Origin of the sequence: Psychrobacter sp. 1Y11 (assembly GCF_052259045.1) — a bacterium.
Classification (GTDB): Bacteria; Pseudomonadota; Gammaproteobacteria; order Pseudomonadales; family Moraxellaceae; genus Psychrobacter.
Genome location: NZ_JBQQER010000012.1, coordinates 1 through 25,792 on the forward strand (window position 1 = coordinate 1; position 25,792 = coordinate 25,792).

Consider the following 25,792-nt stretch of genomic DNA (forward strand, 5'->3'; position numbering starts at 1 on the left):
ACTTGAGCCAAGCACGCCGATCAAACCTAGCGAACCATTAACGCCACTTGAGCCAAGCACGCCGATCAAACCTAGCGAACCATTAACGCCACTTGAGCCAAGCACGCCGATCAAACCTAGCGTGCCTTTAACACCACTTGAACCTAGTACGCCTATCAAACCTAGTGTTCCTTTAACGCCGCTTGAACCAAGTACGCCAATCAAACCTAGCGTACCATTAACACCGCTTGAACCAAGTACACCCATTAAGCCTAGTATTCCTTTAACCCCGCTAGAACCTAGCACACCAATCAAATACCCAGAACCACAAAAAGACCGTGCTGATTACTATCTATTAGGTTTCTTTGACTATAACGGTGCAGGTGAGACGCGCGATATCCGTTCTGACTTACTAGGCTCTTTCCAAGCCATGATTCAATTTGGGCAGAATCATACGGTAGATCCTCACGGCAACGAAGCAAAAAACATGCCGCGCCTAACCGCAGAAAAAGAGGCGTTATTACTGGTTACGCCTACACTTGAGATGGGTGCGATCAATGAGCTGGTTGCTGAGATTTACCAAGATGGCCTGCTATTACGCAGGGTCAATTTAGACGACCCGACCCAAATCCCAAACTCTGATCAAAACAACAGCGATGATAGACCACGTGTCGCCTATAGTAAGCGGGCTTGGTCAACCAAACTCAACTGGGAAGAGGTACAAAGCGGCCTCAAAGTTCGCATCGTCGATGCGCAAAATCGTAGCGGCGAATTGTCAGAAGATAAGATAGATTTTGCTGCTCCAGGCGAATTGATATTGACCAATATTCGTCTTGGTCTTTTGAGCGCAGTGACTGTAAATAACAATGGTCATTATATGCTGCTACAACCAGAAAAGGCGGGCGCAGATTATTTCCAGACCATTCCAGCAGCACAAATGACTATCGCTAAATACGATGACGTCGTGCTTGATCGGGTGATGGTAGCGAACGGTACTATTTATGATACGGCTTCAGGTAGTAGCTCTGAGGGCGGCGTATATAGTGGCGACATGCGCGAAAATACCGCAAAATCAACTTTTGGTGTTGGTATTAACCTCGCCAATTGGGGTGTCACTAGTGCTTCTATGCAAAGCCAAGAACAGCCGCAGCTCACCCAAAACGTCAATGCGCATCACGCTCGTGGCAAATACGCGAACGGTATCTTCAACCATGGCTTAAGCGGTGGTAATGGCATGCTGACTTTGATCGATTCGGTCGGCAATGAATTTAGTCACGAAATTGGCCATCATTATGGATTGGGGCATTACCCAGGTAAAGTTGGCGATAAAAAATTCTGGTCAGAGCACCATGCCGATAGTGGTTGGGGGTTCATGCCGCTTAGAAATAGAATGCGGGGTAACTTTGAATGGTGGCGTAAAGATGTCGGTCCCGGTACTGAAGACTCACCTACTTTCTTAGGTCAATATGGCTATGGTCGTGACGCCATGTCGGGTGGCTCTAATAACAGTGACATCTCGCGCTACACCCATTACACCGGCTATAGTACGAAAACCAAAATTCAGCCAGCCTTCGATCGTTACATGTTTGCCAGTGACTCAGTGACGGGCTATAAAAAATGGAATGCTGAGCGTCAAAGAATGCAGATCGTACAACCTAAAGTGCCAAGATCTAATAATGTTTGGTACAACAGCGCCGATGGCAACTATTTAAGACCGCGTTTGCAGGGCGTGCCTGTCTATACTATTTTAGGCGGTTATGACCCTGTTGAGCAAAAGGGTATTATTTATCCGGCAGCGCGTGGTAACTGGGGTAACGTCTTTGATTTACCGGCGGCGAGTAGTTCAGCTGACGTCGCTAGCTGCTGGCTGACCGTTACTTATAGTAATAATATGGTTAATAACATTGCCCTTGCCCCTCATCGTATGAATGGCAATGCCAATAAATTTCATGTCAATTTAGCAATCTCTGAAAATCCTAGCAAAGTCAATTTGTATTGTAAAAAAACCAACGAAGCACAGGTATTATTATCTTCAACGACTATTGGTCCATATAGCGACCCCATCAAGCCAGCCGTTACCTTTGGTAAAGAGCATGGCTTTAGCGCCTTAAGAAAAATCGAATTACCACTATTAGAGCAACAACTTATCACCCAAGCGGCCAACCCGACTATCAATTTGGACGCCGAGGGTGAGCTGATATATCACTCTTATAAAGATGATCGTGATGCGCTCAGTCAAGCGCTCAGCCCGCTTGCCTTTCAGGTACTCGAGCGTTATGAGCAGCAACAACAGACCATGTATCGCTTAAATCGTTGGGTCAATGTGTATCGTGATGATTTAGTCGAGGGCGGGCCGGAGGTCATCACTGCCTTTCAGAAGTTTATTGCAGAGTTAAATCTACGGGATGACCAACCTTTAGCAGATGTCAGTTCACTGCTTAATGGCAATAACTGCCTAAAAGTTGAGACATTAGAAGATGGTAAGCTCAATGCTTTTATCAGCGGACCAAGTGCTTGCACAGGAGATGACTCTGAGCAATGGATTCAAGACAGCAAAGGTCGTATCCATAATAAAATGGCGATAGATCAGTGCCTCATGCCGCAAGGTGGCAATGTCATTAACCTAGCCCCTTGTGATGATCAAGCAAGCTCGCAAGTTTGGCAAATGGATGTATCCGCCAACGCCATCAAGCAAGGCAATCAATGCTTTGACTTAGAAAATGGCTATTTAAATAATAATCGAGCCCGCTTAATTCGTTATGGTTGTAATAATGGCGGTAATCAAAAATGGACGATGCTCACACAAAACTCAAGCGTGATATTATCTAGCGCTGGTAAAAACCTACCATTAATTGTAGATATTATGCAAAAACAAAAGATTATGGCAAGTAATAGACAAATTCAATTAGCAACTGTAGATACTGTAGAAGAGCCGTCAATGCTAAAGAAATTGAGCACGACGATAAGTACTTGGTTTTACAGTCTAATCATATAGTAAATAATTGTACAGAAATTCTTACTTACTCATGTACCTCTGGTGTTTAGCAGAAATGAACTAGGATAAAAGAAGCGCCAAGCCTCATTCTCACCTTGACCAATAAATAAGCTCTTATATCGTATAGGGGCTTGTTTATCGTCGCTTATTTTATAATATATAGTTACTCATTATATATTTTATAGTAAGGTAGTTTACTCTTAAGACTTTTCATTTAAAAAGGCTCGCTTAGTTATTTTTGATGAGTAAGACTTAACACTATTTTTGGAGTCTGCAGCAGTGAGCGAACATACTAATAATAAGAAAAATTTACCGCATCGCTTAGTAGCCATGATTTTGCGTAGCTTTGAGCAGTTCGCAGGCCTTCTATCGATGCAAACCTTAACCAACCTCCCTGACCGTCTAAAAAACTTATGGCAAGTGCTACGCAGCTCTTATTGGTTTATTCCTACTACTTGCGTGCTAGCGGGTATCTTATTAGCGCCACTGCTGATCAGCATTGATCAGCAGTTTGATCGTGCTGCAGTGAGCGAAATCAGTTTTGCGTTTACTGGCAGTGATGAGGCGGCGCGGGCGATCATGACGGCGATTGCAGGTGCAGTATTGGGCGTCGCTGGTACGACCTTTTCGATTACCATTGCCGTACTATCTATGGCCTCATCACAGTTTGGCCCGCGGCTATTACGTAACTTTTTAACCGATACGCCCAATCAGTTTGTGCTTGGCGCTTTTATTGGTACCTTTAGTTATAGCCTACTGGTACTTAAGTCTATTCATAAGCAAGACGTTGATTTTGGCGTTCCTGAGTTTGCGGTGACCTTTGCTATCGTTATGGCGATCATTTGTGCCTTGCTATTGGTGTATTTTGTGCAGCATATGGTACATGCTATTCAGGCTTCACATGTGATTCAAGGCGCTAGCTATGATGTCATTAATAGCGTCGAATACTGGTATCCTGATCATTGTGACATTGAGCATCAGCGCCATGTGGCGCGCGGCGATGTCGATGCCTATCAGACGTGGTCTGCTACGGTTATGTATGCGCCAAGCTCAGGCTATTTGCAGCAAATTTATATCGAATCGCTTATTGTGCTTGCGCAGGACTATGGCGGCGTCATCCAGCTGTGTAGCAATTTAGGCGATTTCGTCACTGATCAAAACGTGATAGGCTACTTTTATCAGCGTCCGCCTCATCATAGCAGCGATGTGCAAAAGTCTAAAACACCTGATTTAGTGGTATTACCGCGTACTCCTGATGGCGACTTTTGGCGTCGCTTTGCCGCCAACCTTCACATCGAGCGTCGTCCTTCACACTTAAACGATATCTCCTATAAATTAGGACAAATAACTGAGATTGCCATACGCGCCCTCTCCCCTGGTATCAATGACCCACGCACCGCTGTTAATTGCGTACAGTCGTTGACGGTGTGTTTGAGTACCATGATGCGCCGCCAGCAGCCAAGTCCTTATCATTTTTATATACCGCCGCTTGATGGAGATAGCGATGACGTGGCTGTCAATCAGTCCGATAAGGCGATACTGTCACTGGTCACAAAAACGCTTGAGGTATCAGACTTTCTTGACACCTCACTGGGGGAAATTCGCCGCTACGCGATCGCTGACTTAATGGTACTAAAGGCGCTGTGCCGCGCTATGACCGACCTCAACTGTGCTCGTGTCAATAACGCTCAGCGACAAATGCTGATGCATGAGCTAACTTTGATTGAGCGTGCTGGCCGTGCGAACCTAGCTCACAGCGAGCTGGTTGATGATCTGAGTGCCATGTGCGAGCAAGCGAGGCAGTTTATTCAAGGTGATGATGCACAGCGTCAGCACTTTACTTATACTAGTACCTTTGCAAGCCATATCAATAAAGCGTTAGCAAGCCAATCTAGGTAATTTAACACTATAAATTTTGCGTTTTACTCTGCCCTTATATTTACCTTTACCTGAGACAACTTTATGGCATCTACCTCCGGCCTAAGCATCCTTGAGATCAGTGCTATCTTCCTATCGATAACCGCGCTGCTAAGCTACGTCAATCACCGCTTTATCGGCTTACCAACCACTATCGGAGTGATGGTGATCTCCATTTTGCTCTCGATCTTTGCTATATTTTTGGGATTTTTGGGCTTCGATCAGCTGATCGATTACGAGATCAGCTTATTAGATCAGCTTGATTTTACTGAAGTCTTGCTAGATGGCATGCTCTCTATGTTGCTGTTTGCTGGTGCTCTGCATGTCAACATCAGTGATTTGCGCCGCTATAAGCTTCCTATCGGTATATTGGCCTGTATTGGCACTATCATCTCAGCGGTTCTTATTGCTACCGCGATTTATTTGATGCTACCGCTGCTAGGTTTTGGCCTACCTTTTATTTGGTGCTTGTTGTTCGGCGCTTTAATCTCACCGACAGATCCTATCGCAGTGATGGGTATCTTGGCCTCTGCGGGCGCGCCCAAAAGCTTAGAAACCGTTATCGCAGGCGAGTCGTTATTCAATGATGGTATCGGCGTTGTTATCTTTGTCATTTTGCTCGGGATTCTGACTAGTGGTGATATCCCAACCGCTAATTATGTGGCGCATACTTTAGCAGTTGAAGCTGGCGGCGGTATTGTTTTTGGCTTAGTGTTAGGCGCGATTTTGTATTATATGCTCAAAAGCATTGATAGCTATCAAGAAGAGGTGCTCTTGACTTTGGCAGGTGTCATTGGCGGTTATGCGCTCGCTAGCTATTGGCACTTGTCAGGGCCACTAGCGATGGTGATGATGGGCTTAATGGTCGGGAATCGCGGACGCGCCTTGGCGATGAGTGATAAGACGCGTCACTATATTGACCTGTTTTGGGAGCTCATCGATGAGATTCTAAACGCTATTTTATTTGTCTTAATCGGTCTTGAGATTGTGATAATTGCTTACTCTAGCAACCTATTTATCGCTGGTGGCCTGACCATTATTATCGCTTTACTAGCGCGCTTTATTGTCGTGGGTATGACTACAAAAACTTTTAGTCGACAGCTTGACTTGCCCGATGGTGCTTGGAAAGTATTAACTTGGGGTGGTTTGCGCGGTGGTATATCCGTCGCCTTGGTATTACAGTTACCCATAGGCGCTGAGCGCGATATTTTATTGGCCTTGACCTATGCCGTGGTTATATTTTCAATCTTAGTACAAGGCTTGAGTGTCGGCAGGGTCGCAAAGAGCATTCGTCATGACGAGCCTCCAGCAAAAGCGATTCTATAAGCTTTAGTAGTTCTTATCTAAAACCTAGCCGGCAGCACTGTTATATCAAACCTTTACGTTTCATATTGCGATAAACCACAATGACAATGATAACGTTCAATATGAGGATGAATAATTTAAACCAGTCAAAAGGGCTAGCAAACAGATAATACAATTCAACCGGAATAAATATACCGTAGCCAAGCACGCTGAACCAATAAGCCCAAGTCCTATCTTGCCATAAGCCATAAGCCTCGATAAAACGAATACTCGCGTAAATACAGATAAAGAGTAAAAATAACGGCCAATTCTCACTGGCTCGCTGCGCAATCGCGACGCTGCTCTCAACCTGCGGAGCTAATAGCTGTCCAAAGTACTGCTGCCAAGACACCGTCGCTGTCATCAGCCATTGCTGAAGGTCGCTGTGCCATAGCCATAGTGCTCCTGCCCCTAACAGCGCGCCCACGCCTTTGACAATCTCGTAAAGGGCAACCGCTTTTATCGATTCGCTAGCCGCGCTTTTATTTGGCCTAGCCGTGTTAGACAAAGAAAGTCTCCACAACTCGGCCCTGCAGCTGCTGCGCAAAGAACGGCGTATTTTTGCCATTAGAAAGCATCGTCTCGCTCGTCACTTGCCATTCCACATTCGGATCTACCAAGATTGCGCCACCTGTGTTTTCATACTGAGCGCTGATACCGGCAATTTTTGCTGGATTAAGGCATATCTTATCGACCAACTGATTTAAGGTTAAAATCTTATCACGTACCAGCTGACAAGCAAGCGCCATAAAAGTATCGAAGTTAGAAATGCCTGGGGTGCTCTCAGCAAAAGGCGCTTTTTTGGCGGTCGCATTAAGAGGTTCGTGATGACTACAGATCGCATCTATCGTGCCGTCCTGTAGACCACGGCGCAGCGCTTGCTGATCAGTGTTACTACGTAGCGGCGGCAACACATAAGCTTGGGCATTAAACCCTTCCAAATTGTCATCGGTGAGATACAATTGATGCATAGCCACGTCACAAGTCACCGGCAAGCCTTTATCTTTCGCCCAGCGCATCAGCTCAACTGAGGATTTGCAAGACAACTGACTAAAGTGCGCGGCAATACCAGTCTCCTCCACCATCAATAACTGCGTAGATAAGGCCACGGTCTCAGCGATCCAAGGAATACCTTGGAGACCATGATATGAGGCAATGTAGCCTTCATGCGCGACCCCTTCACCAGAGAGACTTGGCTCATCAGGATAAAAAAAGACTTTTAAACCAAAAGTGGCCGCATACTCTAAAGTGCGCAATAACACTAGATCATTAGCGAAAGGCTGACGTGCATTTGAAACAGCAATACAGCCGCCTTTTTTTAGGCCGGCAATGTTAGAGGGATTATCGCCTTTTAAGCCTTCGGTCAAGGCACCAAGGATATGCAAATAAATACCGCCATCTTCAAGCGCGCGCTCACGCAGGCCCTTGAGCAGCGAGCCATTTTCTAAAATGGGGTTGGTATCCGGCGGAATCACCACATGCAAAAAGCCATTAGCCCGAGCAGCACGTCCTTCTGAGATTAGCGTACCATGCTGCTGTTGCCCCGGTTCGCGCAGACGCGCGCATAGATCAACTAGTGGCGGTAATACCCACATCTCGCGATCAGTTGCTGATGTTGCTAACTGTGCCGTCGCCGTGTCTGGCAGTGATTTTTTGAAGGCTTCTGGGAGTAAGTTGTGCATCTGAATATCAGAATTTGTGTAAGTTGTCATGAGCGTTATTACCGTGTCAATAAGGAGTATAAATAAGAGTAAAATAGCGTAGCGGGATATTAGGGTCTGTTTGACCTTGCCTCTCTGTCACTGACAAATCTTAGCTACGGGCCGCTTGATGCGCGCGCTGTCCTTCCATCGCCAAAGCCAACACCGCCATACGAATAGCCACCCCATTACTGACCTGCTTTAAGATTACCGACTGTACGCCATCTGCCACACTAGAGGCAATCTCAATGCCGCGGTTCATCGGCCCTGGATGCATAATGAGTGCATCAGGCTTGGCTAGTGCGACACGCTCAGGGGTGATGCCGTAATGTTTGTAGTACTCACTTGATGAGGCAAGCAGCGGCGAGCCAATCCGTTCGTTCTGTATTCTAAGCCCCATAATGACATCGCAATCGGTGACACATTCATTCATATCTTCATAGACATTTACACCAAAGCGCTCGATACCTTTAGGTAAAAGCGTTCGCGGCGCAATCACTCGGATATCTTTAACCCCTAACGTTTGTAGCGCACTAATATCTGAGCGTGCTACGCGTGAATGCTTAATATCGCCAATAATCGCCACCGATAGCTCCTCAAACGGTCGCCGCGCTTCACGGTGGATCGTGAGCATATCGAGCATGCCTTGGGTTGGATGCGCGTGCCAGCCATCACCGCCGTTGATGATGGCAATATCTGGGGTGACCTCTGTGGCCATGAAGTGCGCCGCTCCTGAAGCCGAGTGACGCACCACAAAAATATCCGCGGTCATCGCTTGCAAGTTCCATAGCGTGTCGCGTAAACTCTCCCCTTTTTTGGTACTTGAGCGCGCAATATCGATATTGAGCACATTAGCGCCCAGACGCTTTTCTGCTACTTCAAAGGTCGTGCGTGTCCGCGTTGAGGGCTCAAAGAACAAATTCATTACCGTACAACCCTCAAGCTCAGGCCGATTCAGTAACTGCCCTTTTTCATCAATAAAAGTCTCGGCCTTGGCGATGATGCTTTGAAGTTGCGCCTTATTAAGTCCTTCTACCCCTAAAAAATGGCGGATTCTGCCATCGTCGTTGAGCTGCGGGCGACTAAGAGAGATATCGAGCTGCTTGTGGATAGCTCTAGGATCGACCTTAGCGTAGTCCGTGGGCGAGGTATTAGCGGTTGAACGGGTATCATTAGAAGTTGTCATAGTCGCGAATCTTTATTATTAATTTAGAAGAAAGATTTTATAAAATGGGTTTTATATAGATCTAGAGGCTCTAAGCTGTAAAATTATGAGCTAACAGCAAGCCTATAATCACAGACAAAAAGACTTTATAGCACTTATTTGCTACACTTTACGTGACTGCACTGCTGTCGTCGATAAGATAATAACAAATCAGTAGCAAAGTCAGTAATAAGGATAGTGTAGCTGATTTTAGTAGTCGCACAAAGGCACCGTGTTGTCTATTTATCGCGCTTATTTATCGCGCTTATTTATCACGCTAAGGCATTATTGCCTGTTTAATAATTTTTGCAAGCACAGATAGCACTAGAATAGCCCTAGATAAGCGATGAGAATAAAATAGTAATTACTCATATTGTATCGAATATTATCGGATAACTATTGAACAAATAGAGCGCTTTGAACTTCCGTTGCCCAATACTTTTAACCTCTACCTTTATACCTCTTAGGAAACCCTATGATTACTTTGGCACAATATTTAAATGAACACTCCACAAACCCCGCGGTCACTAAACTTATTACGACGGTTACTGAGGTGGGTAAAACCATCTCAAAGTTATTACAAAAAGGCGCTTTAGCGGACATCTTAGGAGAAGCGGGTAATCAAAACGTCCAAGGCGAAGAGCAAAAGAAGCTCGATGTATTAGCCAATGACTTATTGTTAGAGGCTTTAGCGAACAATAAACATTGTGCAGGGGTGGCCTCAGAAGAGCTCGATCATGCGACGCCTGCTAATAAGGACGGTAGTCTACTTATATTGTTTGACCCCCTTGATGGCTCATCGAATATCGATATCAATATGGCAGTGGGTACTATTTTTTCTATCTTGCCGTATCAGAGTCAGGGGCAAGTCAGTGCAGATAAGGACTTTTTGCAAGCCGGCAATAAACAATTAGCCGCTGGTTATTTGTTATATGGTACGTCTACCGTATTAGCACTCACCATTGCCGATAGCGTTGTTATGTTCAGTCTAGACCCAGACACTGGTGATTATCTTCTGATAGCAGACCAGGTGCAAATCGATGCGGATACTAGCGAGTATGCTATCAACGCCTCTAACTATCGCTACTGGCAGCCGCCTATGCAGCAGTATATTGACGAGCTGATCGCTGGCAAGACTGGCGAACGCGGCCGCGATTTTAATACTCGCTGGGTGGCAGCAATGGTCGGCGATGTGCACCGGATCTTATGCCGCGGTGGTCTGTTTACCTATCCATTCGATAGTAAAGATCCTAACAAGGCCGGTAAATTGCGCTTAATGTATGAAGCCAATCCGATGAGCTTACTCATAGAGCGAGCGGGCGGTATGGCAACAGATGCCGTTACACGTATCTTAGATATTGAACCCACCGATATTCATCAGCGCGTACCGGTGGTGCTCGGTAGCAAAAACGAAGTGGATTACGTAAAACAGCTACACTCAGCGCAAGATAATCAATAAGGTCAGCTAGCTTAGTTGCAGCTTTTGCTTTGCCGTCTTTCGTCTTTATTTAAATTGTTCCCTTAACTTAAGTTATTGATTATGACCCTCAGACCTATCGAGCGCATTACCTCGGATAAGAACCAAGCGGTAAAGCTAGCAAAGGCGCTACTTACTCAAGCTCGCCAGCGCAAAAAACAGCGTCAGACTGTCATCGAAGGCGTACATTTGCTAGATGCGGTATTACGTAGTGATTATCCGCTAGTACAAGTGTTATTAGCAGAGTCCATGCAACAGCACCCAGAAGTTCAGCAAGTGCTCAGACGTTTGCCCACTTATACCAGCATTGCCGTTTTATCCGACTCTTTATACGCCAGCATCCGTAGTTTAGGCGCGGGTATCGATATTATGGCCATTATTGATATACCTAGCCCTGAGCTGTCGTCTGTTACTGAGGATTGTTTGATACTAAACGATGTACAAGATAGCGGCAATGTCGGGACTTTGCTACGTACCGCAGCGGCTGTGGGTATTAATACTGTGCTCTGCACTACCGCTACTGCCCAAGCTTGGTCCCCTAAGACCTTACGAGCTGGCATGGGGGCTCAGTTCGCACTTGATATTTTTGAGGGTTTGAGTATTGAGAATATTCTAGAAAAAGTCAAAGTGCCGCTGTTAGCCACTAGCTCCCATACCAATACTCTTATCTATCAGCATGATTTGCGCAAGCCTCTTGCTTGGATTATGGGTCACGAAGGTCAAGGGGTTAGCGATGAGCTGATGCAGTGCGCGACCTCTATCGCGCTACCGCAGCCCAACGGTCAAGAGAGCTTGAATGTGGCTATCGCAGGGTCGCTATGCCTATACGAGACTTTGCGGCAAAGACAGTATAGCTAAAATCCCTAACCTCTTATGGTTTCAAGCGATAACTAGCTGACATATGGGTTCGCTCGTAGCCATTTAGTGGCTAAAAACTTCGTGCCTTTACTCACCGGCATGCCAGCGTGTAGGCTCAAAGGTTCAATACTACCGTCAAACTTGGTATTAGCAAAATATAATGCCATTCCTTTTTTGGGTCTGACTTCTAAATTTATCTTAGGAAAGTTAGTACCGCCGCCAGCCTCTACATCCGATAGATACATCAGCAAAGTACCTACGCGTTGGCCGCCTTTACCGATATTTTTTTGATAATTTTCATTTTTAGGATCAAAAAAATCATAATGTGGGCGATACTCTTGGCCCTTACTATATTGTAAAACCTGTAACCCTTCACCATGAACCACTGGCCAATGTAATAAGGCTTCTATCCTATTTTCTATCGTCGTTATCAATGGCGTAGCGCCGCGTTGAAAGCCGTAGCTTTTACTGGTTCTAGCATCGTGCTCTGCAAAAGTACCATCGACAGGGCTTACAACTCGAGAGTCTCGCATTTTCCCTTCAGTACTGCTTATCAGTTGATCACATTCTTTATGACTTAAGAAGCTCTCAATAACAGCGACAAAGGGAGGGTAAAAAGTCGATGCCAGTCTAACAGTCTTATCCGGCAGAACTATCGAGTTATGACTCATATCCATATAAGGGAGATTGATAGTACCTGATTGCTGCGACATCAGCTCATAAGCTGCGCCATAAAAACCTCTTTCAAAAAGCGTGTTAATGATTTTATGATAGGCAACGCCGCGATCTATATTATTTGCGATCCACTGCTGCCAAGTGGGTTCTAATTGTAAAATTGCATTCATACTTACTCTTTCTCCTCTCGTCCATGAAAATTATCTTAATAGCATTATAGAGTCATATATTAGACTAAACAAAGCCTGTATCCAATAACCCTGCCCTAACCAATAACACTTAGGTTTAGGGCGTGTTTTTATAAACTATCAACTTATCTCACAATAAAAACTCAGCCTAATAAAAAGCCCCGCTATATCATAGCAGGGCTCGTGTAATGCAAATTAAGTATATTGATAGTATGAGGGTTTAAGCCTTATACTTTGCTAGTCAATTCAGGTAAAGCTTCGAATAGATCCGCTTCTAAGAAGTAATCAGCAACGCTAGCAATAGGCGCTTCTGGATCATTATTGATCGCCACGATAACTTTAGAGTCTTTCATACCTGCTAAATGCTGAATTGCACCAGAGATACCAGCGGCGATATACAGTTGCGGCGCAACGATCTTACCTGTTTGACCGACCTGCATATCGTTTGGAACATAGCCTGCGTCTACAGCGGCACGTGATGCACCGATAGCAGCGCCCAGTTTATCCGCTAGAGGCTCAATGTATTTAGTGAAGTTTTCACCATTTGCCAAGGCACGACCACCAGATATGACGATACCTGCTGAAGTCAACTCTGGACGATCTGAGGCGGCCATTTCTTCATTAACAAAGCTTGACTTACCTGCATCTTGTACATTATCGATAGTTTCAACGGTAGCTGAACCACCTTCACTTGCTACTGGATCAAAAGCAGTCGTACGTACAGTTAAGACTACTTTTTCTTCAGAGGTTTTCACCGTTGCAGTCGCGTTACCGGCATAGATAGGACGCTCAAAGGTTTGTGCATCTACTACTGCTGAGATCTCAGACAGCATGCTAACGTCAAGTAGCGCTGCAACGCGAGGCATGAAGTTCTTACCGGTTGTGGTAGCAGCGGCAACGATATGGCTGTAATCGCCAGCGATATCCGCTACCAATAGCGCAACGTTTGCTGCTAGTTGATGCTCGTAAGCGGCATTATCCGCTAACAAGACTTTGCTGACGCCTTCAGCTTTTGCCGCTTCATCAGCAGCTGCTTGTGCGCTACTGCCAGCAACTAGTACATGAACGTCATCACCTATCTGTTTCGCAGCGGCAATAGTATTTAAGGTTGCCTTTTTTAGACTGGCATTGTCATGTTCTGCATATACCAAAATGGCCATTGTTCTTATCCTTTATATATTCGCGTAATCGTTTATGTGCTTTAATATCTATGATGGCAGCTTCTGTGATACGTCTTATTCTCTAGTCTCTGTCTTATAAGAAAACTTATAAGAAGTTATATTTTGAGAGAATTCATGCCTATCACTCTGCCAAATCTATAGTTTAAATTAGATTACTTTAGCTTCATTTTTTAGCTTATCAACCAACTCATCTACAGACTTCACAGTGATACCGGCTTTGCGTTCTGCTGGCGGCTCAACTTTAGTGATCTGCTGCTTAGAGGCCATGTCTACGCCAAAATCAGCTGGCGTTTTTTCGTCAAGTGGCTTCTTCTTCGCTTTCATAATGTTTGGTAGCTTAGCGTAGCGTGGCTCGTTTAGACGCAAGTCAGTAGTAATAATAGCAGGTAGATCTAAAGCAACCGTTTGCAGACCGCCATCAATCTCACGAGTGACGTTTACTTTGTCGCCTTCTACTTTGACCTCTGAAGCGAAAGTACCTTGACCCACGCCCATTAGCGCCGCTAACATCTGGCCCGTTTGGTTGTTGTCGTCATCAATTGCTTGCTTACCTAACAAGATGATATCTGTACTCTCGCTTTCAGCGATATTCTTTAGGATTTTGGCCACTTGTAATGGGTATGGCTTCTCGTCAGTTTGAACAAGTACACCACGATCAGCACCTAGTGCTAGAGCTGCACGGATCTGCTCTTGTGACTCTTTTGGTCCGATTGAAGCGACGATGATCTCATCAATGACGCCTGCTTCTTTTAGGCGTACCGCCTCTTCTACAGCGATTTCATCAAATGGGTTGATAGACATTTTAGTGTTTGATAAGTCTACACCTGAATTATCGGCTTTGACACGAACTTTTACGTTATAATCAATGACACGCTTGACCGCGACTAATGCTTTCATACGTTCCTCGTTTATGAATATTATGAATTAAAGCCATTCATTGATGGCTATTATGAATCTTACTTTTATTAATCTTACCTTTGACACAAAGTTCACTATAGTAAGTAAGCTGAACTGTGATGAATGTTTACACTTAGCTTATAAGACCCGACTATCTTGCGTGAGCAAGGCTTTTAGGTCAAGATGACGCCGTGAATAATGGGTCATAAATTTATAAGCATTTGGATAAATACTATAATTGAAATTATAATGGACTTACTACTTTTTCTAAAGCCTTGTTATTAGTACCCTTTATAGCATCAGTCACCAACGAATTGCTTAACTTTTTGTTATTATTTCGAAAATATCTCAACCCTACCTTTCTGCTCAATGCCGTTATCGTAGGCTGTTACCAAGATTTTATTATCCCGAATATCATCAAATAGTGACCAGTCAGGACTTGTATCACTGGTTTTTATGACGCTTATATCAGCTGTTGTTTCCATAATTACTGCAAAAACTTCCGTTTTAGATTTTATACCATTTTTACGAAGAATTTGCTTGATATCATTCTCGCTTAATTTTGCTTGTTTTAAATTATTATAAAGATACTCTCCATTCGCCATCAAAATAATAGGCTGATTATCTATAAGCGCTTTAAAGGATTTGAACTTTCGTCTAACAATAGAAAGTAGCGCTTGCAACGTGAACAGCATACCAATGGCGAACACGCCTTGAAGTAGCGAAGTCGATTTTGACAATACGGTAGAAGCCAAAATACTACCAATACCAATAGTCATAGCTAGATCATAGCTCGATAACTTTGAGAAACTCCGTAAGCCGACAATGCGAGTAAATAATATCAGAAAGAAATAAAACCCCATGACTGACAGCGCTATGCCGACAACTTGTTGCCAATCAATCGAAAACCAAGTTTGCCAGTCCATATTCTTATCCAAGTAGTTTTGACTTTATAGATGACACTCATTGTAAGATATCAATCGAGTTTTCCTTGTTACTTTCTTTTTATTATGTCTCTTAAGCTGTTGAACATTGGTAAGTAACGATGTTTCTTAAAGACGATGTTTCTTCAAAAAAGCGTTTAGCTATTTATCAACAATCGCTTATAGAACTCATCCAAAATTTAGACAAAAAAAAGCAACCTTATCAGAGGTTGCTTTTGCTATACAGTCTAAACAATAGGGTTGTTGTTATCACAACATAGTAATCTGTGCGTGTAAATTTACAAGTAAGATTGACTGAGTCTCAGTCGTTACTTACAGGAAATACACTTAAAGTGCTTCGATTTGCTCAGCTTGGGGACCTTTTTGGCCTTCACCTAAAACAAATGATACTTTTTGGCCTTCAGCTAGAGTTTTGAAACCACTACCTTGGATAGCGCTGTAATGAGCGAATACATCTTGTCCACCATTATCTTGTGCGATGAAACCAAAGCCTTTAGCTTCATTAAACCACTTTACGGTGCCTTCAACTTTATCAGACATAATTTTTCCTAACTCTTAAACGATTGGTGAGACATAGGTCATCACCGATTAATTGATAAATACTCATCTACCTTCGGAGGAAAACCTTTAACCAAACACCGTAATTTATCTTAGCGATTGCTTACAGTTATTGGCTTACAGCCTACGAGTATTCTTTGATTATAGCAGCTTTTATTAGTAGTAACAGGTTAAATTAGAAATTTTTGTAAACTTTTACTTGCCAATGAGTCAGTCTTATGTCCATAAATAATAAAGGAGATTTAATTTGCTATAGGTAGCCAAGGAGAAGCTAATACCAGTAAGCACAAAGCAAAGAATATCAGCGCAAAAGATTGGCTATAGGCTATATATTTAACCGGTACGACCAAATCTGAGGGTGAGTCTGGAATGCCTTTACGCTTAAGCAGTCGGGTGCCATATATCCAGCCAAAGACGGTATAGATGCCATAAGCGGCTGGCACAGCCACAGCAAGTGGCGCTAAATCTATGGCGTATAAGGCGATTGTTGAGACAAAAAACCAGGCGGTATCTGCAAATGAGCTGAACTTAAAGAGCGCTGACTTAGGGAGCTTACCGTCACTACGCTTGAGCATTGAGCACTCGATCCAAATCAGAACAGCGACTACGGCGCTAAGAGTAATATATGCGAACTGCGGCGTTAGCCAGTCTAGATTTGATAATTGCACAACACAACCTATAATTTGGGAATGAGATTTAATTTTGGCTTATTTTACGCTTAGTCTAGAGAGACGCGCTTAGGTCAACAGTTACGAGGTATACAGTAACCCTTTATATAATATATCGTGCTTTATAAAAAACAGGTTCAAAGACTAAGGTGAGTGTTTATATGAGGCAATCCCAATTAGTTTTCAAGCTCATTGCTAGATTAGACACCTCTTTTGCTCGCCTATAAACCTTCTATTTATAAAAAACCCATGCTATCAAGCTGATAACATGGGTTAATGTTTTTAATAAAACTAAAATCTCAAAAATCAGACTTTAAAACTACAGAGATAACTCATTGAATTGAGTTTTAGTTTTTATCTTTGTCGATAATTTTATTACCACCGATCCAAGGCATCATACCGCGCAATTTAGCGCCAGTAATCTCGATTTGATGCTCAGCGTTGTTACGACGACGGGCAGTCATTGACGGATAGTTCGTCGCGCCCTCAGAGATAAACATTTTCGCATACTCGCCTGACTGGATGCGTTTTAGCGCATTACGCATCGCTTCGCGTGATTGCTCATTGATGACTTCGGTGCCCGTTACATACTCGCCGTACTCAGCGTTGTTACTGATAGAGTAGTTCATATCAGCGATACCGCCTTCATACATCAGATCAACGATAAGCTTGAGCTCATGTAAGCACTCAAAATAAGCCATCTCTGGCGCATAACCGGCTTCAGTAAGCGTCTCAAAGCCCATTTTTACTAGCTCTACTGCGCCACCGCAAAGGACTGCTTGCTCACCGAATAGATCCGTTTCAGTTTCATCTTTGAATGTGGTCTCGATGATGCCTGAACGACCACCACCTACGCCTGCAGCGTAAGATAGGGCCAACTGCTTGGCTTGACCTGAAGCATCTTGATAGATAGCGATGAGATCAGGAATACCGCCGCCTTTAGTGAACTCGTTACGCACCGTATGACCAGGCGCTTTTGGCGCGACCATAATGACATCAAGATCACTGCGTGGCTCCACTTGATTATAGTGAATCGCAAAACCGTGAGCGAACGCTAATGTTGCGCCTTCTTTGATATTCGGCTCGATCTCATTATTATAGAGCTCTTTTTGGAACTCATCAGGCGTCAGAATCATTACTACATCAGCGGCCTTTACCGCTTCAGCTACTTCTGCAACTTTTAGCCCAGCGTTTTCAGCTTTTTTTCTGGAGCTAGAGTTGGCACGTAGACCAACTGTGACGTCTACGCCTGAATCTTGCAAGTTTAACGCGTGAGCATGGCCTTGTGAGCCGTAACCGATAATGGCGACTTTTTTACCTTGGATGATAGATAAATCACAGTCTTTATCATAAAAAACGTTCATACAGAGTCCTTTTCCTTAATCATGGAGAGCCATGGCTAGTAAATGCTTATAGCATCGCCAATCTTTTTAATAATTGTACGCTATAAGCTTATTGTGAATATTGAGTTATCACCTTTTAAATAGTAATAACTGACAGTGTTAGTTTAGACAGCAAAACTTAATAGTTTTTATACACTTAGCGTTTTTTCGCCGCGGGCAATGCCTATTACGCCAGAGCGGACGACTTCAAGCACGCGCTCACGACCAATAGTGTCGATGAAACCGTCAAGCTTGGCTTTATCACCAACGATTTGAATAGTGTATAAGCTAGCATTGACATCAACGATCTGCGCGCGAAAGATATCGGCGCTACGCTTAATCTCTTCACGGACATTGCCGGTCGCGCGTACTTTAATTAGCATCAGCTCACGCTCAACGTGAACCGTTTCTGATAGGTTAAGCACTTTAACGACTTCAATGAGCTTATGCAACTGCTTAGTAATTTGCTCTATTTTTTCTGGAGAAGTAATCGTCGTTAGCGTCAAACGCGAGATAGTGGAATCATCGGTTGGGGCGACGTTCAAGGTTTCGATATTATAGCCGCGCTGCGAAAATAAGCCGACCAATCGCGACAACGACCCTGCTTCGTTTTCCATTAATACCGAGATCAGATGTGGTTGTTGCATTAAGTACGCTCTCCTTTGGTTAGCCACATATCACGCATTGTCTGTCCGGCAACTTGCATCGGATAGACGTGTTCATTACGATCAACATAGACGTCGATAAATACTAGCTTATCAGTCATCGCCATAGCTTCTGCTATTTGTGCTTCCATGGTTTCAGGATCGGTAATCTTTATACCGACATGCCCGTAGCTCTCAGCGAGTTTTATAAAATCGGGTAAAGAATTCATATAAGACTGAGCATGACGACCTTCATATAGCATGTCCTGCCACTGCTTAACCATGCCAAGCTGCGCATTATTGATATTCAAGATTTTGACGGGCAGATTGTACTGTAAGCAAGTCGATAGCTCTTGGATATTCATCTGAATAGAGCCTTCGCCGGTGATACACACCACGTCGCGATCTGGACAAGCCAGCTTAGCTGCCATAGCATAAGGCAGACCCACACCCATTGTGCCAAGGCCACCTGAGTTTAGCCATTGACGCGGCTCTCTATAGGTATAATAAAGGGCAGCAAACATCTGATGCTGACCGACATCGCTTGTGATAATAGCGTTGCTATTGGTTACTTTATCTAAAGCTTGTACCACGCTTTGCGGCTTAATACCGTTTTCAGTGCTCGTGTCATAACGTAGGCCATGACGCTTACGCCACTCATTTATCTGTGACCACCAATCAGTTAATGCAGGCTGATCAAGCTCCTTATCATTCCCTACGCTCTCAAGCATATCAGTCAAGACGGATTTGACATCACCAACGATAGGAATATGAGCGAAGATAGTCTTTGAGATAGAAGCCGGATCGATATCGATATGAATAATCGTCGCATTCGGGCAGAATTTTTTGACATTGTTGGTAACACGATCGTCGAAACGTGCGCCTACTGCGAGGATAACGTCAGCGTGATGCATACTCATATTGGCTTCATAAGTACCATGCATACCGAGCATCCCTAGAAACTGCTCGTCAGTACCATCAAAAGCACCCAAGCCCATCAGTGTATTGGTTACGGGTAGATTCAGACGATGCGCAAGATCGCGAAGCTCCTCATAGGCGTTACTCCAAATTACGCCACCCCCTGAGTAGACTACTGGGCGCTTCGCAGCTAATAAAGTCTCAACCGCTCGTTTGATCTGACCGCCATGACCTTTTTGTGAAGGCTGATAAGAGCGCATTGATACCGATTCTGGGTACTCATAAACGTATTTTTCGCTTGGCGCTGTCATGTCTTTTGGCACATCGATAACGACAGGACCCGGACGACCTGAGCTTGCGATATGGAAGGCTTTTTTGACGATGGTTGGGATTTCGCTAGCATGACGCACTTGGAAGCTATGTTTGACGATTGGACGCGAGACGCCAACCATGTCAGTCTCTTGGAATGCGTCTTCACCGATTAGGCTACTAGGTACCTGCCCTGAGATCACTACCATCGGCACTGAGTCCATAAAGGCCGTAGCAATAGCCGTTACTGTATTGGTCGCGCCTGGGCCTGAAGTTGCAAGTACAACACCCGTATTACCCGTCACTCGCGAGTAGGCATCGGCCATATGGCCGGCCGCTTGCTCATGACGCACTAAGATGTGCTCAATAGCTTCCTGTTGGAACAGGGCATCATAGATATGTAGGACCGCGCCACCGGGATAACCGAAGATATACTTGACGCCTTCATCAGTTAGCGCTTGTATCAGCATCTCAGCACCAGAGAGCATGACAGGCTCATGCTCAGCAAGCTGCTGCTGCTTTTCTTCAAAATGTTTGGCGGCGTTAGCCGTTTGCGTGTGTCCGGTCATATTCGGACTTTGCGTAGTTTGCGTCACTATCATCACCTTTATTTACAGCGCAGATGCAGCTTTTATGAGTATAGATCAGGGCATAAGAACTTATATGCTTTAATCTACTACCCAAGATTGTGCTTATCTTTGTCCATAGAAGAGTATCTACTCACTATGCAAAAACAGCTCGGCTTTATAAAAAGCATAAAGCAGCTTGCTACTTGAACACAGCCATTTTAAGGTCAGTTTTGTGAGGAGGTATATCGATATATGATGACTAGATGCGAGTGCATCTATAAAAGAGGCTTTCTATTATTCAAGTACTAACCAAATACCAATAAAGCGTTACTACAATAAAGGCTAATAGGTCACTTAATCACCAAAGATAAAAGAGTTTAAACTCACTAATAATCATTATTACGATTGCGTCTTAGTGTCTTTGCGTAAGCTATCTAGCTTTAAATTTTGCAGCATCAAAATCAGTTTGTAACATTCATACGCCATTATTTATGGCAACAAACCGATGCGTCGGTAAAGGTGTAAAAATAATAAAGTTATCTTAGTCATTGTAGACCGATAAGTCCGGAGACAAATAGCACAAACAACAATAGGCCAATAGATGACCGCTATCCTTGCTTTGCTATTGTCACAAAGAAAACAAAACTATTAAGCCGCCGATAAGCATCCTAATAGACTTTATTTTCAAGTGCTACGGCAAAATTATAAATGCCGCTCACTGACCAACTGTTATTATAGTCACTGTTTTAGTTATTATTGTCAAGAGAAACTTATGAAGCCCGAGCCCAACTATAAGTTTTAAAATAGCCTTTGAAACAAAATCTTTGGTATTATGTTTTGAAGGTTTTTATTAAATTGAGCTAAGTTTTTTTAATTATGTATAATGTGGCTAGGCTTTGATACTCATATAGATATCGATAGATAAACACTCCCTGTTTTTTCATTGGCAAAAAGGATTCTGATAATGGCTTACGTCCCCTTGACAACTATCGCTTCTAAGCTTGTTTTTGGCTTGCTGACTTGCAGTATTTTATTATTATCTATGAATGCCAGTCATGCGATTCAGGTTTATAAGTCGATTGGAGCGCATGGGGAGATCAAATATAGCCAACATCCTCCGCAAAATGGCAAAAATATCGAGATGATTGAGTTTCGCAGTGATGGTCGCCAAACCGATGCTGGTCAAATGGCTAATAGAACAAGTGACAGTCCAGATACTATTCCTAAAGACGCTGAAGCACAGCGAGTTGAGCAGCTTGAGGCTCGTATTAAAGCTCAAGAAGCCAATGCCAATGCTCAGCGCTGCCAATCGCTACGTAATAACCTAACCAATCTCAATGTGGGTGGACGCATCTATGAGATGGACGCTAGTGGTAAGCGCGAATACTTAGATAGCCGTGAGATTGAGCTTAAGCGCGAGCGAGTACAACAAGCGATTAACCAGTATTGTGGCTAAATCGTTTTATACGCTCACAATTAGGCCACGCTGCCGCAGTCTAAACGGCTAAGCCCTGGATCACATGACGAACGGCGGCTGGCATATCTTGTGCTTGCATGCCGCGCTGCCCTATCAACAGTGATGAGCGACAATTATCATTCATACCTAGTTTCAATAAGGTATCTCCTGCTAAGCCATGAATGACCACTGCCTGTCTGAGACTTCGCGCTTCATCAGCTAAATCCAACTGTGCTATCAGTCCTGCACATACTCCTGATAGCACATCACCCATACCCGCCGTTGCCATTCCGGCATTGCCAGTAGCGCAAACATAAACTTTCGATTTAGCTTTACTATGTTTATCGTTTAGATTCTGCTCTAATATCAGCGTCCCTGCCCCTTTTAGTACCCAATCACCGCCATACTTGTCAGCGCCGTGCTTAATGGCGGTTAAGCGATCTTCTTCTATTTCGCTAATCTTTTTATCTAACAGTCTCGCCGCCTCACCACTATGCGGTGTTAAGTACACTTTATGCCGATTGCTGTGCGCCTTTAACTTTTTAATTAAGTTATGCTTCTCCCTCTGCAAAGTCGCCAAATGGTATAAGCCATCCGCATCGATGACCATAGCTTTATCTGCTTCAATGCTAGCGGTAACATAAACGACAAATAAGTCTTTGGCTTTATCATCTCGGCCAAGTCCCATGCCTATAGCGATAACGCTAGCATCTTTAATCAAGGTTTTGACACCCTTAACATCGTGCAGATCGATAGTCATTGCATCAGGTAATGACGTCAGTAACGCCCCATGAAAAGCGTCATGGCAGGCTACTGTTATTTTGCCAGCTCCAGTTGCCATCGCACTAGAAGCGGATAAAATTGCCGCACCGCCCATGCCTTGCGAGCCGTCTATACGGTTGCCACCTATCACTAGAACGTGACCATAACTGCCTTTATAGCTGTTTTGCTGGCGCGGCGCTAAGGCGTAAGCGGTCTTCAATAAAGTAGCTACAGGCGTTATGGAGCTGATAGGTATGAGCGGGATATCCAAAACTTCACCAGTATAATCTTTACCATCTTTGGTATGTAAGCCTAGCTTGCGCGCGACAAGGCATAAAGTAATATCAGCGCGTATTGCCAAATGATCAAATACTTGCCCTGTTGAGGCCACAAGACCACTAGGAATATCTACCGCCACCACCAAAGCACGGTCACACTCAGTCAGTTGATTAAAAGTGGTAATCGCTTGCTGATAAATACCTGTTGGTGCGCGATCCAGACCGATACCGAAGATAGCATCGATATAGACATCAGCTCTGGATAAGTTACCTTCACCAAACTCCTGATCTTCAAACCCCTGGTCTTCAAAACATAGATAAGAGCAACCACTGGTTAATGCCAAGCGTTGGGCTTTAAGGGCATCACTGATCTGCTCTGTCTCCTTCTCGCTATTTTTAGCGTTATAATTATCGCCCTTGTCGATAGCTGTCATGCCAACAGTCATGACTTTGACTTGCCAGCCCGCTTGCTGCAAATATAAAGCAATCAGCCAACCATCACCGCCATTATTACCTCGTCCCACCCAAATAATGGCGCGTTTACCTCTATTGTACTGCTGAGTAGCGAGGTGAACATTATCATAACTCAGCCAGCGGTTTTTTTTACTTTGCATGCTATCTTCGATGTTTATAATACGCTGCGTCATCTGCCAAGCCGCCTGCTGCATCAGAGCAAAACTGCTATAGCCTTTGGCAAACCATTCTTGCTCCATAGCATAGACTTGCTGGCTGTTATACAAAGCGATGGGCATCGTTGCGGAACTCGAAAGCAACTCTTTAGTGGTAGACATAAATAATCCTTATATGGTTTAGAGTACAAAGAGATGCTAATAAGGGTAGCAAATGCCGGCGACGGCTTCTGTATGGATATCATCAGTATTGTGCTATCTTTTTTGGGTTAGCTCGCTTGTCATGGCATAATAGCTTTCTAGAACTCGTTCACTCATCCCTCTATCTCAGCCAATTATCTTAGCCTATGAAATCATCTCCCACCCTGATACCTAGCACTGACCAACCTACCTTTACCTCACCTAAAGAGATAAAGCAGTGGATTAAAGCGCAAGCGCAGGATTTAGGGTTCGCAGATTGCGGATTTATATCCGTACAGCATCCTTTGTTTGCGCAGCAGCTTGAACAGTTGCAGCTTTGGCTCGCCAAAGGTTATGAAGGGCAGTTGCAGTTTATGCATGGCAACCATCATCTACGCGCTCATCCTGAACAGTTAGTAGAAGGCGCTAAGACTATTATTAGTGTGCGTATGAACTACTTGACTGATGCCCCTAAACCGCGCACCGTTGAAGATGAGGATCGCCCAAATCAGGGTATTATCGCGCGCTATGCTCGCGGGCGCGACTATCACAAGACCATGCGTAGTCGCCTCAAACAGTTGGCTCTGAGAATAGAAGCGATGCTGCCGGAATGGAGGCATTTAGCGATTGGAGCTGATATCGGTGCAGATAACGACTTCGTCTTTCGGCCTTTTAGTGATTCTGCGCCTATTTTTGAGAGACCCATCGCCGATGCAGCTGGACTGGGCTGGACCGGTAAGCATACGTTACTGCTCAATAAACAAGCCGGTTCTTTTTTTGTATTAGGCGAGCTGTTCATTAGTCTAGAGCTGCCTGATGATCAGCCGATTACAGCGCATTGCGGTAGCTGCCAGGCTTGTATTGATATCTGCCCTACTAAGGCAATCGTAGCTCCGCATGAGCTTAATGCAGCAGCTTGTATCTCTTATTTGACCATTGAGCATGACGGTGTTATCGATGTTAAATATCGCCGTGCTATTGGTAACCGCGTGTTTGGCTGCGATGATTGTCAGCTAATATGCCCGTGGAATCGTTACGCCAAGATTACGACCGTTGAGGACTTTGCTCCAAGGCACAAACTCGATAGCAGTAGTCTGCTTGAGCTGTGGCAGTGGAGCGAAGCCGATTTTTTACAATACACGCAAGGCAGTCCGCTTAGGCGTACAGGCTACGTGAACTTCCTACGTAATATCGCTATCGGCCTAGGCAATGCTAACGCTAGAAAAAATAATATCGAGCAATTAAAATCCAAGCTTGGTGTGCACAATGACATATTGGACGAGCATATACACTGGGCTATAGAAGAGCAAGTTATTAGATTAGCAAACTAGCCGATAGTAACCGTTCTACTTCAAAACAAACGTAAGAAAAAACGCCTCTTACTATGTAAAAGGCGTCTTTGTACTATCTATCGTTAACTATTATATTAGCTAAATTCTAACTAAAAACATTATTATGGCTTAGGGATGCGTAGTACTTGACCGGGATATATTTTATCTGGATCAGATAACATAGGCTTATTGGCTTCAAATATTTTCATATAATCACTCGATGAGCCATAAACGTCTTGTGCGATTTTAGATAAGCTGTCCCCTGATTTAACCGTATACATCGTCGATTCTGGTGCATCTTCTTCGATATCGATATTGTCAATAACTTTGGCCACGTTTTGTACGTTACCGATAGCGATAATGGCTTTTTCGCGATCCGCTTGAGTCTTTGCATTACCACTGATCTCAGCGGTATCAGTAGAACCATTATATTTGACTTTCAGATTGCTGATTTGCAAATTCTGCTGCTGAATACGGCGCAGTAAAATATTGGCCACCGATTGAGCCGATGGTTCGCTATCTTTTACTGGGGTATTGGCATCTGCTTTTGTTTCTTTTTTTGCATCGTGCTTGTCATCATCACGATTAAAAATTTTATCACCAATATCTTTTGCGAAACTGAACATTCCCATCTAATTACTCCTTAAATATTATTGTTTGTTGTGTACTTAATGAGTATAACAAAGACAATAGCTTTGGGTAGTAGCGGTATGTTGAGTAATGTTAAGCTTATGAAAACTTATGTCATT

General features: G+C 44.0%; 21 protein-coding genes. 7 read left to right on the forward strand and 14 right to left on the reverse strand.

Annotation, left to right across the window (positions count from 1 at the left end; genetic code table 11):
* Positions 1-121 precede the first annotated feature (121 nt).
* The 3 genes from ACTXGJ_RS10410 to ACTXGJ_RS10420 all read left to right on the forward strand — a co-directional run bounded on the left by ACTXGJ_RS10410 (position 122) and on the right by ACTXGJ_RS10420 (position 6,217).
* Positions 122-2,974 (forward strand): M66 family metalloprotease, encoded by a 2,853-nt coding sequence (locus tag ACTXGJ_RS10410; RefSeq protein ID WP_443565970.1) that lies wholly within the window; start codon positions 122-124, stop codon positions 2,972-2,974.
* 279 nt (positions 2,975-3,253) lie between these two features.
* Entirely contained in the window at positions 3,254-4,873 is a 1,620-nt protein-coding gene (locus tag ACTXGJ_RS10415; RefSeq protein ID WP_439244133.1) for a DUF2254 domain-containing protein, read from the forward strand.
* A 63-nt stretch (positions 4,874-4,936) separates the two neighbouring features.
* On the forward strand, positions 4,937-6,217 hold the full coding sequence (locus ACTXGJ_RS10420; RefSeq protein ID WP_439244132.1) for a cation:proton antiporter: 1,281 nt from the start codon (positions 4,937-4,939) through the stop codon (positions 6,215-6,217).
* A gap of 40 nt (positions 6,218-6,257) precedes the next feature.
* On the opposite strand, the gene ACTXGJ_RS10425 is transcribed toward ACTXGJ_RS10420, so the two are convergent.
* The 3 genes from ACTXGJ_RS10425 to ACTXGJ_RS10435 form a co-directional block, all read right to left on the reverse strand.
* Entirely contained in the window at positions 6,258-6,743 is a 486-nt protein-coding gene (locus ACTXGJ_RS10425) for a DUF2127 domain-containing protein (protein WP_439244130.1), read from the reverse strand.
* A complete protein-coding gene (locus tag ACTXGJ_RS10430; protein ID WP_439244175.1) occupies positions 6,736-7,917 on the reverse strand; it encodes a dihydroorotase in 1,182 nt (393 codons plus the stop codon). Before ACTXGJ_RS10430 ends, ACTXGJ_RS10425 begins: the two co-directional genes overlap by 8 nt.
* Before the next feature lie 130 nt (positions 7,918-8,047).
* Positions 8,048-9,121 carry an aspartate carbamoyltransferase catalytic subunit gene (locus tag ACTXGJ_RS10435; RefSeq protein WP_439244128.1) on the reverse strand — a complete coding sequence of 358 codons (1,074 nt, stop codon included), beginning with the start codon at positions 9,119-9,121 and terminating at the stop codon, positions 8,048-8,050.
* Positions 9,122-9,614: 493 nt separating this feature from the next.
* On the opposite strand from ACTXGJ_RS10435, the gene ACTXGJ_RS10440 reads away from it, so the two are divergent.
* Both ACTXGJ_RS10440 and ACTXGJ_RS10445 read left to right on the forward strand, forming a co-directional pair.
* Positions 9,615-10,598, forward strand: coding sequence for a class 1 fructose-bisphosphatase (locus tag ACTXGJ_RS10440; protein WP_443565932.1), 984 nt, complete (start codon positions 9,615-9,617; stop codon positions 10,596-10,598).
* Positions 10,599-10,679: 81 nt separating this feature from the next.
* Complete coding sequence (locus ACTXGJ_RS10445; RefSeq protein WP_443565934.1) at positions 10,680-11,474, forward strand: TrmH family RNA methyltransferase; 795 nt, start codon at positions 10,680-10,682, stop codon at positions 11,472-11,474.
* Positions 11,475-11,506: 32 nt separating this feature from the next.
* Here the strand turns inward: ACTXGJ_RS10445 and ACTXGJ_RS10450 are convergent, their stop codons facing one another.
* From ACTXGJ_RS10450 to ACTXGJ_RS10490, 9 genes are all read right to left on the reverse strand, one after another.
* Positions 11,507-12,319, reverse strand: coding sequence for a 2OG-Fe(II) oxygenase (locus ACTXGJ_RS10450; RefSeq protein WP_443565936.1), 813 nt, complete (start codon positions 12,317-12,319; stop codon positions 11,507-11,509).
* 245 nt (positions 12,320-12,564) lie between these two features.
* Complete coding sequence (locus tag ACTXGJ_RS10455; protein WP_439244123.1) at positions 12,565-13,497, reverse strand: electron transfer flavoprotein subunit alpha/FixB family protein; 933 nt, start codon at positions 13,495-13,497, stop codon at positions 12,565-12,567.
* A gap of 168 nt (positions 13,498-13,665) precedes the next feature.
* On the reverse strand, positions 13,666-14,415 hold the full coding sequence (locus tag ACTXGJ_RS10460) for an electron transfer flavoprotein subunit beta/FixA family protein (RefSeq protein WP_439244122.1): 750 nt from the start codon (positions 14,413-14,415) through the stop codon (positions 13,666-13,668).
* 332 nt (positions 14,416-14,747) lie between these two features.
* Positions 14,748-15,341, reverse strand: a complete 594-nt coding sequence (locus tag ACTXGJ_RS10465; RefSeq protein WP_439244120.1) for a DUF421 domain-containing protein — start codon at positions 15,339-15,341, stop codon at positions 14,748-14,750.
* A gap of 345 nt (positions 15,342-15,686) precedes the next feature.
* Entirely contained in the window at positions 15,687-15,899 is a 213-nt protein-coding gene (locus ACTXGJ_RS10470; protein ID WP_439244118.1) for a cold-shock protein, read from the reverse strand.
* A gap of 260 nt (positions 15,900-16,159) precedes the next feature.
* Positions 16,160-16,585 carry a hypothetical protein gene (locus tag ACTXGJ_RS10475; RefSeq protein WP_439244116.1) on the reverse strand — a complete coding sequence of 142 codons (426 nt, stop codon included), beginning with the start codon at positions 16,583-16,585 and terminating at the stop codon, positions 16,160-16,162.
* A gap of 347 nt (positions 16,586-16,932) precedes the next feature.
* Complete coding sequence (gene ilvC / locus ACTXGJ_RS10480) at positions 16,933-17,949, reverse strand: ketol-acid reductoisomerase (protein WP_439244114.1); 1,017 nt, start codon at positions 17,947-17,949, stop codon at positions 16,933-16,935.
* Between the two features lie 167 nt (positions 17,950-18,116).
* Positions 18,117-18,614, reverse strand: a complete 498-nt coding sequence (ilvN, locus tag ACTXGJ_RS10485; RefSeq protein ID WP_439244112.1) for an acetolactate synthase small subunit — start codon at positions 18,612-18,614, stop codon at positions 18,117-18,119.
* Entirely contained in the window at positions 18,614-20,326 is a 1,713-nt protein-coding gene (locus ACTXGJ_RS10490; protein WP_439244173.1) for an acetolactate synthase 3 large subunit, read from the reverse strand. Before ACTXGJ_RS10490 ends, ilvN begins: the two co-directional genes overlap by 1 nt.
* A gap of 1,045 nt (positions 20,327-21,371) precedes the next feature.
* On the opposite strand from ACTXGJ_RS10490, the gene ACTXGJ_RS10495 reads away from it, so the two are divergent.
* Entirely contained in the window at positions 21,372-21,863 is a 492-nt protein-coding gene (locus ACTXGJ_RS10495; protein WP_439244110.1) for a DUF4124 domain-containing protein, read from the forward strand.
* A gap of 40 nt (positions 21,864-21,903) precedes the next feature.
* On the opposite strand, the gene ACTXGJ_RS10500 is transcribed toward ACTXGJ_RS10495, so the two are convergent.
* Positions 21,904-23,694: an NAD(P)H-hydrate dehydratase gene (locus ACTXGJ_RS10500; RefSeq protein ID WP_443565941.1), complete on the reverse strand. Its 1,791-nt coding sequence runs from the start codon at positions 23,692-23,694 to the stop codon at positions 21,904-21,906.
* Positions 23,695-23,879: 185 nt separating this feature from the next.
* On the opposite strand from ACTXGJ_RS10500, the gene queG reads away from it, so the two are divergent.
* Complete coding sequence (gene queG / locus ACTXGJ_RS10505; RefSeq protein WP_443565942.1) at positions 23,880-25,043, forward strand: tRNA epoxyqueuosine(34) reductase QueG; 1,164 nt, start codon at positions 23,880-23,882, stop codon at positions 25,041-25,043.
* Positions 25,044-25,165: 122 nt separating this feature from the next.
* On the opposite strand, the gene lysM is transcribed toward queG, so the two are convergent.
* Positions 25,166-25,675: a peptidoglycan-binding protein LysM gene (gene lysM, locus ACTXGJ_RS10510; RefSeq protein WP_439244106.1), complete on the reverse strand. Its 510-nt coding sequence runs from the start codon at positions 25,673-25,675 to the stop codon at positions 25,166-25,168.
* Positions 25,676-25,792: the final 117 nt, after the last annotated feature.

Excerpts from the sequence above, each read along its gene's own strand:
- queG (WP_443565942.1), top strand. The coding sequence starts at position 23,880 with ATGAAATCATCTCCCACCCTGATACCTAGCACTGACCAACCTACCTTT.
- ACTXGJ_RS10490 (WP_439244173.1), bottom strand. The coding sequence starts at position 20,326 with ATGCTCTCTGGTGCTGAGATGCTGATACAAGCGCTAACTGATGAAGGC.
- ACTXGJ_RS10495 (WP_439244110.1), top strand. The coding sequence starts at position 21,372 with ATGGCTTACGTCCCCTTGACAACTATCGCTTCTAAGCTTGTTTTTGGC.
- lysM (WP_439244106.1), bottom strand. The coding sequence starts at position 25,675 with ATGGGAATGTTCAGTTTCGCAAAAGATATTGGTGATAAAATTTTTAAT.
- ACTXGJ_RS10465 (WP_439244120.1), bottom strand. The coding sequence starts at position 15,341 with ATGGACTGGCAAACTTGGTTTTCGATTGATTGGCAACAAGTTGTCGGC.
- ACTXGJ_RS10440 (WP_443565932.1), top strand. The coding sequence starts at position 9,615 with ATGATTACTTTGGCACAATATTTAAATGAACACTCCACAAACCCCGCG.
- ACTXGJ_RS10470 (WP_439244118.1), bottom strand. The coding sequence starts at position 15,899 with ATGTCTGATAAAGTTGAAGGCACCGTAAAGTGGTTTAATGAAGCTAAA.
- ACTXGJ_RS10445 (WP_443565934.1), top strand. The coding sequence starts at position 10,680 with ATGACCCTCAGACCTATCGAGCGCATTACCTCGGATAAGAACCAAGCG.
- ACTXGJ_RS10500 (WP_443565941.1), bottom strand. The coding sequence starts at position 23,694 with ATGTCTACCACTAAAGAGTTGCTTTCGAGTTCCGCAACGATGCCCATC.
- ACTXGJ_RS10460 (WP_439244122.1), bottom strand. The coding sequence starts at position 14,415 with ATGAAAGCATTAGTCGCGGTCAAGCGTGTCATTGATTATAACGTAAAA.
- ACTXGJ_RS10420 (WP_439244132.1), top strand. The coding sequence starts at position 4,937 with ATGGCATCTACCTCCGGCCTAAGCATCCTTGAGATCAGTGCTATCTTC.
- ACTXGJ_RS10450 (WP_443565936.1), bottom strand. The coding sequence starts at position 12,319 with ATGAATGCAATTTTACAATTAGAACCCACTTGGCAGCAGTGGATCGCA.
- ilvC (WP_439244114.1), bottom strand. The coding sequence starts at position 17,949 with ATGAACGTTTTTTATGATAAAGACTGTGATTTATCTATCATCCAAGGT.
- ACTXGJ_RS10435 (WP_439244128.1), bottom strand. The coding sequence starts at position 9,121 with ATGACAACTTCTAATGATACCCGTTCAACCGCTAATACCTCGCCCACG.
- ACTXGJ_RS10430 (WP_439244175.1), bottom strand. The coding sequence starts at position 7,917 with ATGCACAACTTACTCCCAGAAGCCTTCAAAAAATCACTGCCAGACACG.
- ACTXGJ_RS10455 (WP_439244123.1), bottom strand. The coding sequence starts at position 13,497 with ATGGCCATTTTGGTATATGCAGAACATGACAATGCCAGTCTAAAAAAG.
- ilvN (WP_439244112.1), bottom strand. The coding sequence starts at position 18,614 with ATGCAACAACCACATCTGATCTCGGTATTAATGGAAAACGAAGCAGGG.